Origin of the sequence: Chitinophaga varians, assembly GCF_014529945.1 — a bacterium.
Lineage (GTDB): Bacteria > Bacteroidota > Bacteroidia > Chitinophagales > Chitinophagaceae > Chitinophaga > Chitinophaga varians.
This window is the reverse complement of record NZ_JACVFB010000001.1, coordinates 1673782-1687782: the sequence shown is the minus strand read 5'-3', so window position 1 is coordinate 1687782 and position 14001 is coordinate 1673782. Positions and strand designations below refer to the sequence as shown.

Here is a 14001-nt window from a genome sequence, read left to right as displayed (position 1 = left end):
TGTGGAATTGTTTTTTTTACTAATTTTGTACCAATTAGTACAATTTAAACCATGGCAGGAAGAAACCGCATATTTGACGAGCAGGAGGTGATCCGGAAGGCAACGGCCGTTTTTTGGGAGCGCGGCTATGAGGCTACGTCTACCGAGGATTTGCTGACAGCCATGGGTATCGGGAAGGGCAGTTTCTACAATGCATTTCCCGGCGGCAAGCAGGAGATTTTCGAAAAGACGCTGGAACAGTTCAGCACACGGGCATTTGCAGACCTGAAGGCGGCTGTTGCCATTGGCAACGATCCGGTATCGGCCGTGCTGGACTTCTTCCGGAACATTGCCAAAGAAAGCCGCCCGGTGCATATGAAGGGCTGTTATATGGGCAACACGGTAGCGGAACTGTCGCATACCGAACCGACGTTGGAACGGAAAGCGGTCCACCGGCTGCAGGAAATGGAACAGCTGTTCACCAGCATTATGGAGAAAGGCCAACAGAGCGGACGGTTAAAAACCAGGGTGCCTGCACCTACGCTGGCCAGGCATTTGGTGAACCTGTGGAATGGGCTCAATATCACCCGCCGGATGTATCCCAGTACTGATGGACTGTCAGCCCTGATCGAGCTGAATCTCTCCCCTATCTGCTAACACATTTTTTTTCATCAATTTTGTACCAAACAGTACAATTTAAAAAAGAATATATGAGCGCAACATTTTATCGCACTGCTACTGTCAACGATCTGGAGATTTTTTATCGCGAAGCAGGTAGTCCGGATGCCCCGGTAGTGCTTCTGCTGCACGGATTTCCGTCGTCCTCTCACATGTACCGCCACCTGATCCCCGCGCTGGCGGAGCACTATCACGTGATAGCACCCGACTACCCCGGTTTTGGCTATAGCAGCAAACCAGCGACCGATGCATTTACGTACACCTTCGATAACGTGGCGGCCGTCATGGAGCAGTTTATCATACAACTCGGCCTGACGAAATTCCACTTGTATATGCAGGATTATGGCGGCCCTGTTGGTTTCCGTATCATTACCCGTCACCCTGAATGGGTGGCCTCCCTGCTGATTCAAAACGCTAACGCCTATACGGAAGGACTGGGCCCGCTCGTGCAGGAAATAGGCCGCTTACAGGAGGCCGGTGATCCGGTAGCACTGGCTGCGGCGGTAGACCGTATGCTGACAAAGGAAGGTATGCGTACAGACAATCTGGTCGGCGCCACTGACCCGTCCCGCATTTCACCCGACAGCTGGACTTTCGACGCGGCCGTTATCGACAAACCCATTCAACGGGTATTGTTTGCCAACTACGGCACCAACTTTTTGTTGTACCCGGCCTGGCAGGCCTGGCTGCGCCAACACCAGCCACGTACACTGATCACATGGGGCAAAAATGACAATATTTTCCCGGGAGAAGGTGCTACCGCTTACCTGCGCGATGTGCCGAATGCGGAGCTACACCTGTTTGAAGGAGGACATTTTTTACTCGAGGAATACGGCGATGAAGTAGCCGACCTCATTAAAACATTTCTGAAGAAAGGGGAACAACAGTAGCAGCGCAAAACTGCTGGTCGGCATACGCCTACCGTATACCGACCAGCAGTTGTTATTCCTGTGCCAGTTTCCGGGCATCGCGGGTACCGGCATACAGCTCATATTCCAGCAACCGGCAATCGAGCGTACTGTTATAGAACTCTATCCGGCGTTTGGCTTTGAGGCCTATCTTCTTCGCCAGATCGAGGTTACCCGTGAAGATGTAACCGGTATACCCTCCACAGCGTTGTTTCATAAAATCACCGATACGGCTATACGTTTCTTCCAGCGCCGTGATTTCTCCCAGACGCAGGCCATATTCAGGGTTCATATATACCACGCCGCCGCCTTCAGCAGGAACGGGCGTGGCTGCAAAATCGCAGACAGAAAACGTGATCAGATCTGCCACACCAGCTGCACGGGCATTTTTCCGGGCATTCTCCACCGCTTGTGGGCTCAGGTCTGTAGCGATGATCTTCAATCCCGGCACATCCACGATCTGACTCTCCAAAATGCCTCGTTCCTGGAGATATATCTTTTCATCATATCCCAGCAGGTGCATGAAAGCGTAGTTCTCACGGAACAGGCCCGGGCGGCTGTTGGTGGCGATCAGCGCTGCTTCAATAGCCACGGTACCGGAACCGCACATCGGGTTTATAAACGGCGAGCGGCGGTCCCACCGGGTAGCCAGAATGGTGGCTGCTGCCAATCCCTCCAGCATCGGTGCTTTGCCGGGTATTTTACGATAACCGTGGCGACCCAGTGAATCGCCGGAGGTATCTATGAAAACTTCTGCCTGTTCATTTTTCCAAAACAGATGGACCACAGCGCCACTCAGCTCGGCCCCTGTAGAAGGGCGTTTGCCGGTTTTTTCGCGCATACGGTCTATCACCGCATCTTTCACCCGCAGGTTGGCGAACATGCTGTTATTGATAGTTTCATTCTGAACATTGCTGGTAATAGAGAAATACCCGTCGGCCGGGAGTAAGGTTTCCCAGGGATACGATTTCAGTTCCCTGTAAATATCATCGGCGTTAAAAGCTTCGAACTGTTGGAGGCTGTATAATACCTGGCTGGCGCAGCGCAGGTGGAGATTTAAACGGATACATTCGTTGACAGAGGCCAACAGGCGCACGCCTGTTACAAAAGTTTCCTCTACTGTAAAACCCAGGTCTTTTATTTCCTGTTCCAGGTAGGGTGTCAGCCGCTTGTGGCAGGTGACGGTCACCGGTGCTTTCTTTGTATATAAAGACATCATCCGGCAAATGTAACCATTTTGTTATTGAGTTATTTTGTTATTGCGCTATTGCAGAATTATCTCTATTGGGGACACCTTCAATAACTCCATAACAAAATAACTCAATAACCCCATGGTTAAATCTCATTATCCGCTGTGAGGATGATGGGGGCGCCATCGGTGATAACGATGGTATGTTCATGCTGTGCCACAAATCCGCCTTTATTGCCGATCAATGTCCAGCCGTCATTAGCCTGATTAGCGTAATTGGAGCGGGTGGAGATAAATGTTTCCACCGCCACTACGCTGTTTTTACGGAAACGTTCTTTATTGCGTCTTTCGTAGCAATTGAGTATATCTTCCGGTGGCTCGTGTAAGCCTCTGCCCACGCCGTGTCCGGCGAGGTTGCGGATAACGGTAAAGCCGGCTTTAGCGGCTTCCTTTTCTATCAGTTTTCCGATGTCAGCAATTTTTACACCCCCACGGATCTGGCTGAGCGCTTTATACAGGATGCTGCGGGAAGCATTGACCAGTGGCTGATGCTGATGCAGGTCGTTGCCCAATACAAAAGAACCGCCGTTGTCTGCCCAGAAGCCATCCAGCTCCGCAGACACGTCGATATTCACCAGATCGCCTTCCTGCAGGATCTTGGTAGCATGGGGAATACCATGTGCTATTTCGTTGTTGATGCTGATGCAGGTCCATCCGGGAAAGCCGTAAGTGAGCTTGGGAGCGGATTTAGCACCATATCGCTGCAGTACTTCCCCTCCGAATTCATCCACTTCTTTTGCGGACATGCCCGGTCTGGCGTAGTTGCGCATTTCCTTTAACGTAACGGCCACTACTTCGCTGATCCTTCTCATTCCTTGTAATTCCGCTTCTGATGTAATTGACATAGCTGCTGTTTTTGGTCATAATAAAGGTAGGGAAAGCATGGCAAACCGTCAAAAGTGGTGACGGGATGTCACCACTTTAAAACGCAATATATTTTACCGGCACATGGTCTGTCAGCCAAACGTTGTTGGCCGACCGGAAGAAGACGATGCCATCACGGAACATGCGACCGCTGTGGACGGTGAGTATCACCGGCTGGCCTCTGCGGGCGCCAACAGCCGTGGCGGTATCCCTTTGTTCAGAGAGGTGTACATGGTGACGGCTCATTTTGAGCAGTCCCTCCTGCCGGATCGCCTGCATGAACTTCCCCACGGTGCCATGATACAGGTATTCCGGTGGCTCAACTGCTTCCAGGTCCAGCGACACGTTCACGGAATGTCCCTGGTTAGCACGGATGCGGGTGTGGTCATCATTCAGCGCAAAACGTTGTTTCTCGCACTCCGCTACCACGATCAGCAGTTCTTCCATACTGAAGTGCTGGCCTTTGCGGGCAGCTTTGCCCATCAGTTCCTGTACATCGGCCCAGCCCTGGTCGTCCAGTTGCAGACCGATGGTTTCCGGGCTATGCCGGAGGACAAGGCTCATGAATTTGCTGATATTTTTTCTTCTTTTCTGGTCCATTATGATAATAGTTTGTCCCTAACCGCCATGAGCGCATAACCCAGCAGGTTCTGGCCTTTCCAGCGGAGAGGGTTCTCCACCTGTTCATGATCGGATTTCATACCGATGCCCCATATGGAGTCAACCGGACTGGCTTCTACCAGTACGCGGTCTTTGGTGTTTAATAAAAATGTTTTCAGGTTTGGATGCTGGGAAAACTTCAACAGGTTGCCCGCGATCACGATAGCAGATTTATGCTCGTCCCATACCACCGGATCGAAGCGCTGCACCAGTCTGCCGAGCTTTTTCGCTTCAGCAGGTGTTTTCGCTTTGAGGATGCGCTGCAAGGTAGCGTCATCCTTAAACAGCCGTGCTTTTCCCGCCATCATCCAGTGTTCTGCCGTGGGATAGGTGATACCGTTTTCCTCAAAGGGCGCTACCCACCACTGACTAAAGCAGCTCTGGGTAACCGTTCCGTCGGCCGCTGGCTGATGCCCCCAGAAAAACAGGTATTTGATTTTATCTTTACGCTGATATTTTTCGATCAGCCACTGATTGTTATACGACATGCTTCGTTAGTTGGTTTTTAAATGCCCGGATCGTGTCCTGCTTCTCTGTATTATCGTACACGGCGAACACCACTTTCGAAAAGCGGTGACGGAACGTGTCGCTGTTCAACAGTGAAGCAAACCATCCGGCCACGTCTTCTTTATCGTTGCGGAATACCCCGCAGCCCCAGGCGCCGAGTATGAGTGTTGTCTGTTGCTGTGCTACCGCTACGGACAACAGCTTCTCCATTCTGGCCAGCATCACCGGTTTGATACGGGCAGCATTCTCCGGTTCATTATCTTTCACTGCCCCTGCATTCACCGCCGGCGCGGTAATAACAGACACGGTATAATAATCCTCCAGCAGTTGATCTGCATCGTTGCGGAATACCGGTACCAGGGGAGCATAAATCATATGGTCTGTATAAAGGCAGCTACCGTTGTTCCTGTTGACCTGATACATCTCGCTTTGCTGTTGCAGACAGGTGTACAGTCCACTGGCCCTCGCCAATGCCTCTTCCTGTGCGTGGGCACCTTTGAGGAAGCCACCACCGGGATTTTTAGCCGAAGCGAAATTCAGGCAGCAGACACTGGACTGTTTTTCTTTTACCACCAGCCGATAGGCGGCGGCGTAGGTGCTCTCTCCTGTCACTTCAATATGTCCTTCGTGTTGAGCAGTTTGCCGGTCGCGTTGCTGATAAACCGTTTCAAAATCATCCGGGCGATACAGGACCGTGTTATTGGCGGCATATTGCAGGGCGGGCTGAATGTTGACTGTTTTTCCGTGGGGATTAACATAACTGCCACTGGTAAGGATATCCAGTGTTTCCCAGGCAATCCTGGCCCTTGTTTGTTTTTTCATACTATCATCATTTACACACCAGGTGATTGAAAGCGCATCAATGGGGTCCGGCTTCCTATGCTGATGTTTTGTTTACGTCATTATGACGCAAAGTAAAACAATTTTATTTTACCAGACAACATTTTTTTCTGCGGAAGATAATACCGGGCATAAAAAACCCGGCCTGATATGGGCCGGGGGCTAAAAAGGCGTATAGTCTTTTGCGTTGTTATCCGCCGGGAGCGGTCGCTGGCAGCTGAACAGGCATATCACAACCACAGTTGACGCCGACAGGCTTTAGTGCCTGTAACAGCAAAAGCAGAGAGTCTATTTGTTTCGTTTCCGGATTACTTGCAATCAGCTTTATAGCCTGTTTTCGCAACAAAGCCTCGTTCCGGCTTACATCCACAACCGGAGGGTCCTGCGTCTGCTCATCAAGATCTTTCACAGGATTCATCCCAAGTGTTTTGAGCCATTGGTTAAACACATCACGCCTGCTGATTTCCGGACTAATGGCCAACTGTTGAGCCAATTGTATACTGAAACCAGTGTTGGCAAAGAGTGTTTTACCGTCTGTTTTTCCCATGGCCACGATCCATGCCTGTCGGTTTAACGGCAGCCATATCTCGTCTTCATCACCGAAAATGTAAGTATCGGCTTTCCCGTTTAGTGGCAGGCCCTCTACAGTTACCCGCAATTCAGGTATCAACAGGAACAGTTGAACGTCTTTTCTGTAAGCACCTTTAACCACCACGGTTAAACGTGTTTTCTCCACACCGGGCATATGCTTCAATAGCATGTCGAGGTTATGCCAACCAAATGCGCTGATGACCATATCATAATAAACGGGATTATAATAGCCGGGAATATCAGGCTGCGTGTCTTCCGCTACTGATGTTTGGTTGTACACAGGTGCCTTTGATGGCGATGCCCTGCCGAATACAGATGTATCCATTATTTTGTACAGCGCCTGGTTTCTTTTAGCTAATAATGCGCCCCGGATGGCTAAGTATTTCCGGCAGGTATCTCTCGCTTTCTGCACGCGGTAATAGCCAGCGAGATCTTTTTGTTTGCTTACCTGGTCTATATAGAGACAGATGCTTTCCAGATCTTCATCCGATAACGCCGGATACTTTGTCATGGCGGTCATATTATAATCCACAAACACACAACTGGCTTCCGGATCGCCACTGGCAATGACCGCATCACTATTACGTATAAAGGCATAAAGCCATTGTTTGTCACGGCGGGCGGTAACATGCATTAAAGCAGGGCCGGTCAGCTTCCGGTCGATAGCATGACAACTATAACAATGCTGCTCCAGGATGGCATGTCCCCTATCCAACGGCTCCTGTATTTTCTGCCGTGGAAGTGGTTCGGGGTTTGTCCAGTTGATGTTACCTTCTTCATCTGTTGCCCCGGTATAATGCATCATGCCTTCCTGCCAATAAGCAGTGGGAACTTCCACCCGTATCGGTTGCAATATCAGGGCTGTTGCGTTACCAGCCGGACGGATATTGATCATGCCGCCGCTGCTGAGCAGCTGGTGGTCACTGACGGTTTGTATACCGGAGGCCAGCATCTCTCCTACATCGTATACTTCTGTTACCTCCAGTTGTACCTGGCTACCTTCCGCTTTGATGGCATTGGCGACGATGTGGATGCGGGCGCCTTTACCGGTAAGCAGGACCGTGTCTCTGTAGGTATTGACGGAAAAAAGCTGAGGCTGCGGCTTATCCGCAGGTGGCTGGTGAGGCTTGTCTGCCGTGTTACAGGCATAGCAACTCCCCAGCAGGAGCATTGAAAGGAATAGTCTGGACATAGGGCTAAGGATAAATGATGATAAAAATAACGTATTCATCTACAGAAAAAAATATTTGGAATTAAATTGTATACAATTTAATTTTACACTATTAAAATTCAGCACATGACGATTACCGAAACTATTTACACGGCACAAGCCACCGCCACAGGTGGAAGAAACGGACATGTCAGCACCTCCGACGGCGTGCTGGACCTCGAAGTAAGAATCCCTACCGCCATGGGTGGCCATGGAGGCGCTTATACCAACCCGGAACAATTGTTTGCCGCCGGTTATGCCGCCTGCTTTGACAGTGCGCTCAATCTGGTCATCCGGACACAAAGGGTACAGACCGGTACCACCAGTGTTACTGCGGAAGTTAGTCTGGGTAAGAACAATGCGGGCGGTTACGGGTTATCTGTAAAGCTGCGGGTACACATTCCGGAAGCCGACCGGCAGGTGGCGCAGGAACTGGTGGAAAAAGCGCATCAGGTATGTCCTTATTCACTGGCTACCCGTGGTAATATTTCCGTTGACCTTGAAGTGATTTAAACGTTATTTTATGAAAGTATTAATTGTGCTTACCTCCCACGATGAGCTGGGAAATACCGGGCAGAAGACCGGTTTCTGGATAGAAGAATTTGCGGCGCCTTATTATGCGCTGGCCGATGCCGGCGCGGAAGTGACCATTGCATCGCCCAAAGGCGGCCAGCCTCCTATTGATCCTAAAAGCGCGCTACCTGATTTTCAGACGCCCGCCACACAACGGTTTAACGCGGACCAGGCCTTGCAAAACAAACTGGCTCACACAGCGAAACTCAATGAAGTAGCGGCAGACGATTACGACGCCGTATTTTATCCTGGTGGTCATGGGCCGCTGTGGGACCTCGCCAACGACCCGGTGTCAGTTGCCCTGATCGAGACATTCTACAAACAAAACAAGCCGGTGGCTTTTGTTTGCCACGCGCCCGGTGTATTAAATAAAGTGAAAGCCCCCAACGGTGAGCCATTGGTAAAAGGCAAAGAAGTAACAGGATTCAGCAATACCGAAGAAGATGCCGTACAGCTGACGAAAGTAGTACCCTTCCTGGTAGAAGATGAACTGAAAAAGAATGGCGGTATTTACAGCAAGGAAAAGGACTGGCATTCCTATGCCATTCGGGACGGACTGCTGATTACAGGCCAGAACCCGGCGTCCTCCGAAGAAGTAGCCCGTATTTTACTGGAAACATTAGCGTAGTTTTGTGTTGTTAAATTGCGAACATTGAAACAGCTCAAATTCTCCAACCAACTCTGTTTTCCGATATACGCTTTATCGCGACTGATCACCTCCCATTATCAGCCATTTCTGGGTGAGCTGGACCTTACGTATCCACAATATCTGGTGATGTTGCTGCTATGGGAGCATCAGTCTATGAATGTAAAAACCCTCGGAGAAACGCTGATGCTCGATTCAGGCACCTTAACCCCCTTGCTGAAACGGCTGGAAGCCAAGAAGCTGATCAAAAGGGTGCGCAGTAAAGAAGACGAACGTGTGGTCAATATCCAGCTGACCGCACAGGGCACTGCGCTGGAGCAGCAGGCTGCTGAAACACCGCTCCGTTTGGCAGACAGTCTGGGTATCACGGCAACCGAAGTACAGGATATCAAAGACGCTATTACCCCACTGCTGTACCGGCTTAAACCGGCGCTGAAAGGATAGATTTTTTTCCTCCTCCCACGTTCATCAACATTATCTCTTGTCTTTTATAAAAATGATTATTTTAGTGTAAAATGCAATCGTTTGCATAAAACCACGATTATGATCAACTACCCTACCGGTGAAGCCTCCGGCCTAACGCGTCGTGCCTGGCTTCAAAAAATATCCATGCCTGCCCTGGCAGCCGCCGGGGCCACCGCCATCCCCGCTATTGCCCTTGCCACAGGTGATACCGCAAAAGACAAGTACTCCTTCATCTATGATGTAGTACAATACGGTGCCCGCGGTGATGGCCATACCAATGACACCCAGGCTATTCAACGCGCCATTGATGAATGCCATCAACAGCGGGGTGGCATAGTATGGGTACCTGCCGGCGATTTTTTATGTGGCACGCTGGAGCTGAAAAGTAATGTGACACTGCACCTTGCTGTGGGCGGACGTATTCTGGGAAGTCCCCGCCGGGAAGACTATCAGGCGCCTGCCAGCATACCACCCGGCAATGGCAACGTGGTATTCCTCTTTGCAGCCAATGCTGAAAACATTAGCATTGAAGGCAGCGGTACCATTGACGGTGATGGCATTCACTTCAACAACGGCAAGGGAGACGGCACGGGTCCGGGCGGACAGAAAGGCGGTAATTTCGACCGGCCCCACCTCGTGATTTTTTATCGCTGCCGTCATATCCGCATACAGGACGCTTTTTTCACCCGCAGCGCCTATCACTGCTTCCGCATCCTGGAGTGCCGGGAAGTGAATATTCGCGGAATTCGTATATACAATCGCGTTAACCGTAACAATGACGGCTTTCACTTTAACAGTAGTCAGCATGTCCATATCTCCGATTGTGACGTGGCTTGTCAGGATGACGGTTGCGCGCTGTTTGGCAGCAACCAGTTTGTTACCGTCACCAACTGCACCTTTAGCACGCGATGGTCTATCTTCCGCTTTGGCAGCGGCGAAGCGAAAAACATTACCGTATCCAACTGTATCATCTACGACACCTATGGCTGTCCGGTAAAGATTGGCGCGGGCAAATCGAAAATTGAAAACCTCCTCTTCAGCAACATCGTGATGGAGAACGTTACCGGACCTATAGGGATTGGCTTTAATGCCGGCAGTAACAGTGACACCTTCGTCCGCAATATTGCGTTCAATAACATCCGGGCATCGTTGGTCACCCAACCGAAGAACCATCCGGATATTCCATTTGACGTAAAACCTTTTGCAGGAGAGCAATACAGCTGTATCACGCTCAACGGTGTCGGCGACAGTTATCTTGAAAATATCAGTTTCACCGACGTACAGGTAACCGCCGCCGGCGGCGGTACTACCGCCATGGCCACCAAAGAGGTGCCGGCCGTTTCCGTTGAATACTTCGGCGTATGGGGCACCGCTCCCGCCGGCGCCGCCGCTTATGGGCTGTATGCCCGCAATGTGAAGGGACTTACGCTGCAAAATGTACGGCTCACTTACCGGGAACCAGACCTCCGCCCGGCATTGGTGCTGGACAATGTATCCGATGCAGCTGTTCAGGGGCTGAGCATACAGGGGCATCCGGATGCTACCGCCCTGCGGTTCATCAACAGCCGGGATATATTATGTACCGCCACCCGGTTATTGTCTGCCGCCAACACGTTTTTGCAGGTAGACGGTCATCAGAGCGCCAACATTATTATAGCAGGAGGCGACCATCATAAAGCGCAACGGGCATGTCAGGGTAATACACAGGCAGTACAAATAAAATAACATTGGGTACAGACAGTTATTTGATAATATTTTTACGTATTTTGTTGTTAATACAAATGCGTAAATCCTATTTGTCCACCTAACGCTTCCAATGAACAGATGCAACAGAAACAAGTTCCGTTGTCTGCTGCCGACGCTCAACTGCTGAAAGAACTGGAGATTATCCCGGGCACGTATGAAAAAACTGTCTGTAGCGGGCATCTGGTGAGATTGGAACTCGCCGAAAACCATACCCTTCGTTATTATTTTGAAGACGGCCAATTCGTGCAGGCCTTCCCGTTGTTGTCTGTACCTGGTACTGCTGCTCTGCCGCAGTTGACGCAGGCATCCGGATTGATTCACCAGCCGGTGAGGCTGGAAACGGTCCGTTATGGGGAACATACCTGGTTGTTGCCCGACGTGTCATATGAAGCACATCCGGCGGTGTTGCAGGAACAGGCCATCCTTACCGCGGCGCGTTCTTCCCTGCTGAAAGATACCGGCCTTGTCGCCCTGGTTTTCGCCATTATTCTTTCCGTACTGTTTTATGTGATCGGCATGCCCGACCGCTTCAGCACACCCGCCGTATTGCTGGGCTGGACGCCGCCCGCCATCGTAGTGGGCGCCGGCTTATGTTTTATGATCAGGAGATACCAGCATTATCTCAAAAGTATCACGCACCGGTCCACCATCCGGGGCATTGTAACCGAAAGGCTGCAGGGAATAATTAACGGTGAGGCCTATACGTGGTACCGCATCGGTGCACAGACATTTTGCAGTTTGCAGTCCTTGCCTGCCACACCCGGTCAATTATTGCAGGTGACCATCGTCACCGCTAAAGATGGCTCCCGGTCGTTCCGTTTTCATACGCAGCAAGATTCTGTGGCTATTTAAAAGCGACTGCTTATTTTCGCGGTATGATTAATGCGATCGATCAATCCGGCATCCTGGCGATTTCCACGCGCCTGCAGCGCCTGGGCGAGCTGTTGCGCAAAGACGGCCAACAGATTTACAAAGCCCATGGCATTGACTTCGAGCCGAAATGGTTTCCTGTAGTGTACAGTCTACATGCCAATGAAGTACTGAGCGTGGTGGAAATTGCAAATGAAATCGGTTATACCCACCCCTCCACCATCAGCCTGCTCAAAGAGCTGGAAGCCAAAAAGCTGGTCACCTCCCGGAAAGATAAGACCGACACCCGCAAACGCCTGATCAGCCTCACCGAAAAAGGCCGGCAGCTGGTAACTGAGATGAAACCCGTCTGGGAACTGATCACCGCTGCCCTCACCGATCTGACCAACAGCACCAATAATATTATGAACGCCATCAATGAAGTGGAAGCCCGTTTTCGGGAGAAAAGCTTCTTTGAAAGAGCGGAAGAAATTCATCGGCACCAGCATCCCCAGGGCTGAAGCCCTGGGCAATGATGTGTTGGCGTTGTTGTTCTGCCGCTATGTATAATGAAGTCCTTCCTCTGTTGTACCCCTTCCACTATTACGACTGACATCTCGATTAGAGTCCCCTACCATAGCGCTTCTTCATTTTTTTTTCAATATATGTAGTCAACTACATATATTTGCAGAAAAGTAATCCCATGGCAATTACCTATAGACCGATTGGCAATGATTATTCTGAAGAAGTAATCAATCTGATTCTGCCGATACAGCAGCAGGAGTTTAACGTACCGACCAATCTTTCGCAGCAGCAGGACCTGCTGGATATCGAGCAGTACTACCATCAGACCGGGGGCGGCTTTTGGGGCGCATTTGATGGCGACAGGCTGGTGGGCACCATTGCACTGATTGCTTACGCGCCAGACGGGGCCGCACTGCGTAAAATGTTTGTCCGCAAGGAATACAGAGGAAAAGAACACGGCATCGCCACAGCCCTGCTGGACACGTTGCTTCGTTATGCCGCTACCCGGGGTATCCGGGACATTTACCTCGGCACGGTGAACTTCCTCCATGCCGCCCGCCGTTTTTATGAGAAAAAAGGATTTGACCAGGTAACACCCGACCAGTTGCCGCCTGCTTTCCCAAGGATGATGGTAGATGATGTGTTTTACCATTACCACCGTTAATGTTTTCAGCAGCAGACAAAGGGGCCATTGTCTTTGTCTGCTGCTTCCTGCCGGCAAATAGCGGAAAAAAATCCCCAAACGTATAACGTTGCCCGTTACCTCTTCCTCCTGCTCCACTGCCCGTTTCCACCTGTTTATGACGCCATGGGCCTGAAAATATGTGTATTAAGTTGTGGCCGGAATAACAAAAAAGACCGTTTTTTGTAATATTATTGGGCTCTGATTTAGTTTCATGTAGTTAAAAATCGGCAAATGGATTCCAGCAACGGACAACCAGAAAAACCAGTCATATCACCCGGAGTTGATCGCTTTTTCATCAGCGTACATACCACCTTTCTTTTTGTAGCCCGGTTCTTCCGGGAACTTTTCAGGTTCCCCTTTGAAACCAGGGAATTTATACGCCAATGTTATATGGTTGGTTATAAATCGCTGGCCCTCATTAGTTTAACAGGCTTCATCACCGGATTGGTATTCACCAAACAATCAAGGCCATCCTTGTCTGAATTTGGCGCTACGTCCTGGCTTCCCTCGCTGATAGCGATTGCCGTGATCAGAGCACTGGCACCCCTGGTGACCGCCCTGATATGCGCCGGTAAAGTGGGTTCCAGTATTGGTGCGGAATTGGGATCTATGCGGGTAACGGAACAGATAGACGCGATGGAAGTATCGGCCATCAACCCGTTCAAATACCTGGTGGTGACACGCGTACTGGCCACTACCGTATGTTTGCCCATACTCATGGCCTACACGGCCCTGGTTGGTCTTTTAGGCTCTTATCTTGATGTACATGTAAACGAACAGACCAGCATCACCTTCTTTTTCCTGAAGGCCTTCAGCGATATCACTTTCCTGGACCTGTTCGCTTCCACTTTTAAGGCCATGGCCTATGGTTTTACGATTGGCATCGTTAGTTGTTACCAGGGATACAATGCCTCTCAGGGTACACAGGGCGTCGGTAAAGCCGCTAACATTTCGGTGGTGATTTCCATGTTCCTGATATTTATAGAAGAAGTAATCATTGTTCAGGTAGTAAATTCAATCAGGTAG

General features: G+C 50.4%; 16 protein-coding genes. 10 read left to right on the top strand and 6 right to left on the bottom strand.

Annotation, left to right across the window (positions count from 1 at the left end; translation table 11 throughout):
- Positions 1-51: 51 nt before the first annotated feature.
- The gene (locus tag ICL55_RS06420; RefSeq protein ID WP_188095198.1) at positions 52-636 is read left to right on the top strand and encodes a TetR/AcrR family transcriptional regulator; all 585 of its coding nucleotides are present in this window, start codon (positions 52-54) and stop codon (positions 634-636) included.
- 53 nt (positions 637-689) lie between these two features.
- Positions 690-1547: an alpha/beta fold hydrolase gene (locus tag ICL55_RS06415; protein WP_188095197.1), complete on the top strand. Its 858-nt coding sequence runs from the start codon at positions 690-692 to the stop codon at positions 1545-1547.
- Between the two features lie 52 nt (positions 1548-1599).
- On the opposite strand, the gene ICL55_RS06410 is transcribed toward ICL55_RS06415, so the two are convergent.
- The 6 genes from ICL55_RS06410 to ICL55_RS06385 form a co-directional block, all read right to left on the bottom strand.
- Entirely contained in the window at positions 1600-2784 is a 1185-nt protein-coding gene (locus ICL55_RS06410; RefSeq protein ID WP_246496157.1) for a THUMP domain-containing class I SAM-dependent RNA methyltransferase, read from the bottom strand.
- Between the two features lie 116 nt (positions 2785-2900).
- Positions 2901-3659, bottom strand: a complete 759-nt coding sequence (gene map / locus ICL55_RS06405) for a type I methionyl aminopeptidase (protein WP_188095196.1) — start codon at positions 3657-3659, stop codon at positions 2901-2903.
- Between the two features lie 76 nt (positions 3660-3735).
- Positions 3736-4278 (bottom strand): RNA 2'-phosphotransferase, encoded by a 543-nt coding sequence (locus ICL55_RS06400; RefSeq protein WP_188095195.1) that lies wholly within the window; start codon positions 4276-4278, stop codon positions 3736-3738.
- Positions 4278-4826, bottom strand: a complete 549-nt coding sequence (ybiA, locus tag ICL55_RS06395) for a riboflavin biosynthesis intermediates N-glycosidase (RefSeq protein ID WP_188095194.1) — start codon at positions 4824-4826, stop codon at positions 4278-4280. The genes ICL55_RS06400 and ybiA overlap by 1 nt, the downstream gene beginning before the upstream one ends.
- Complete coding sequence (locus ICL55_RS06390) at positions 4816-5667, bottom strand: TIGR02452 family protein (RefSeq protein WP_188095193.1); 852 nt, start codon at positions 5665-5667, stop codon at positions 4816-4818. Before ICL55_RS06390 ends, ybiA begins: the two co-directional genes overlap by 11 nt.
- A gap of 208 nt (positions 5668-5875) precedes the next feature.
- Positions 5876-7468, bottom strand: coding sequence for a c-type cytochrome (locus ICL55_RS06385; protein WP_188095192.1), 1593 nt, complete (start codon positions 7466-7468; stop codon positions 5876-5878).
- A 105-nt stretch (positions 7469-7573) separates the two neighbouring features.
- On the opposite strand from ICL55_RS06385, the gene ICL55_RS06380 reads away from it, so the two are divergent.
- The 8 genes from ICL55_RS06380 (at position 7574) to ICL55_RS06345 (ending at position 14001) form a co-directional block, all read left to right on the top strand.
- Positions 7574-7999, top strand: coding sequence for an organic hydroperoxide resistance protein (locus ICL55_RS06380; protein WP_188095191.1), 426 nt, complete (start codon positions 7574-7576; stop codon positions 7997-7999).
- A gap of 10 nt (positions 8000-8009) precedes the next feature.
- A complete protein-coding gene (locus ICL55_RS06375; protein ID WP_188095190.1) occupies positions 8010-8687 on the top strand; it encodes a type 1 glutamine amidotransferase domain-containing protein in 678 nt (225 codons plus the stop codon).
- 24 nt (positions 8688-8711) lie between these two features.
- Positions 8712-9149, top strand: coding sequence for a MarR family winged helix-turn-helix transcriptional regulator (locus tag ICL55_RS06370; RefSeq protein ID WP_281392448.1), 438 nt, complete (start codon positions 8712-8714; stop codon positions 9147-9149).
- Between the two features lie 99 nt (positions 9150-9248).
- Positions 9249-10895 carry a glycoside hydrolase family 28 protein gene (locus tag ICL55_RS06365; protein ID WP_188095188.1) on the top strand — a complete coding sequence of 549 codons (1647 nt, stop codon included), beginning with the start codon at positions 9249-9251 and terminating at the stop codon, positions 10893-10895.
- A 99-nt stretch (positions 10896-10994) separates the two neighbouring features.
- Positions 10995-11768, top strand: a complete 774-nt coding sequence (locus ICL55_RS06360; protein WP_188095187.1) for a hypothetical protein — start codon at positions 10995-10997, stop codon at positions 11766-11768.
- 23 nt (positions 11769-11791) lie between these two features.
- Positions 11792-12286, top strand: a complete 495-nt coding sequence (locus tag ICL55_RS06355) for a MarR family winged helix-turn-helix transcriptional regulator (protein ID WP_223151337.1) — start codon at positions 11792-11794, stop codon at positions 12284-12286.
- A gap of 182 nt (positions 12287-12468) precedes the next feature.
- Positions 12469-12954, top strand: coding sequence for a GNAT family N-acetyltransferase (locus ICL55_RS06350; RefSeq protein ID WP_188095186.1), 486 nt, complete (start codon positions 12469-12471; stop codon positions 12952-12954).
- Positions 12955-13206: 252 nt separating this feature from the next.
- Entirely contained in the window at positions 13207-14001 is a 795-nt protein-coding gene (locus ICL55_RS06345; RefSeq protein WP_188095185.1) for an MlaE family ABC transporter permease, read from the top strand.

Bases quoted from the DNA above. Each gene is read 5' to 3' on its own strand.
- ICL55_RS06420 (WP_188095198.1), top strand. From the start codon at position 52: ATGGCAGGAAGAAACCGCATATTTGACGAGCAGGAGGTGATCCGGAAG.
- ICL55_RS06415 (WP_188095197.1), top strand. From the start codon at position 690: ATGAGCGCAACATTTTATCGCACTGCTACTGTCAACGATCTGGAGATT.
- ICL55_RS06410 (WP_246496157.1), bottom strand. From the start codon at position 2,784: ATGATGTCTTTATATACAAAGAAAGCACCGGTGACCGTCACCTGCCAC.
- map (WP_188095196.1), bottom strand. From the start codon at position 3,659: ATGTCAATTACATCAGAAGCGGAATTACAAGGAATGAGAAGGATCAGC.
- ICL55_RS06400 (WP_188095195.1), bottom strand. From the start codon at position 4,278: ATGGACCAGAAAAGAAGAAAAAATATCAGCAAATTCATGAGCCTTGTC.
- ybiA (WP_188095194.1), bottom strand. From the start codon at position 4,826: ATGTCGTATAACAATCAGTGGCTGATCGAAAAATATCAGCGTAAAGAT.
- ICL55_RS06390 (WP_188095193.1), bottom strand. From the start codon at position 5,667: ATGAAAAAACAAACAAGGGCCAGGATTGCCTGGGAAACACTGGATATC.
- ICL55_RS06385 (WP_188095192.1), bottom strand. From the start codon at position 7,468: ATGTCCAGACTATTCCTTTCAATGCTCCTGCTGGGGAGTTGCTATGCC.
- ICL55_RS06380 (WP_188095191.1), top strand. From the start codon at position 7,574: ATGACGATTACCGAAACTATTTACACGGCACAAGCCACCGCCACAGGT.
- ICL55_RS06375 (WP_188095190.1), top strand. From the start codon at position 8,010: ATGAAAGTATTAATTGTGCTTACCTCCCACGATGAGCTGGGAAATACC.
- ICL55_RS06365 (WP_188095188.1), top strand. From the start codon at position 9,249: ATGATCAACTACCCTACCGGTGAAGCCTCCGGCCTAACGCGTCGTGCC.
- ICL55_RS06360 (WP_188095187.1), top strand. From the start codon at position 10,995: ATGCAACAGAAACAAGTTCCGTTGTCTGCTGCCGACGCTCAACTGCTG.
- ICL55_RS06355 (WP_223151337.1), top strand. From the start codon at position 11,792: ATGATTAATGCGATCGATCAATCCGGCATCCTGGCGATTTCCACGCGC.
- ICL55_RS06350 (WP_188095186.1), top strand. From the start codon at position 12,469: ATGGCAATTACCTATAGACCGATTGGCAATGATTATTCTGAAGAAGTA.
- ICL55_RS06345 (WP_188095185.1), top strand. From the start codon at position 13,207: ATGGATTCCAGCAACGGACAACCAGAAAAACCAGTCATATCACCCGGA.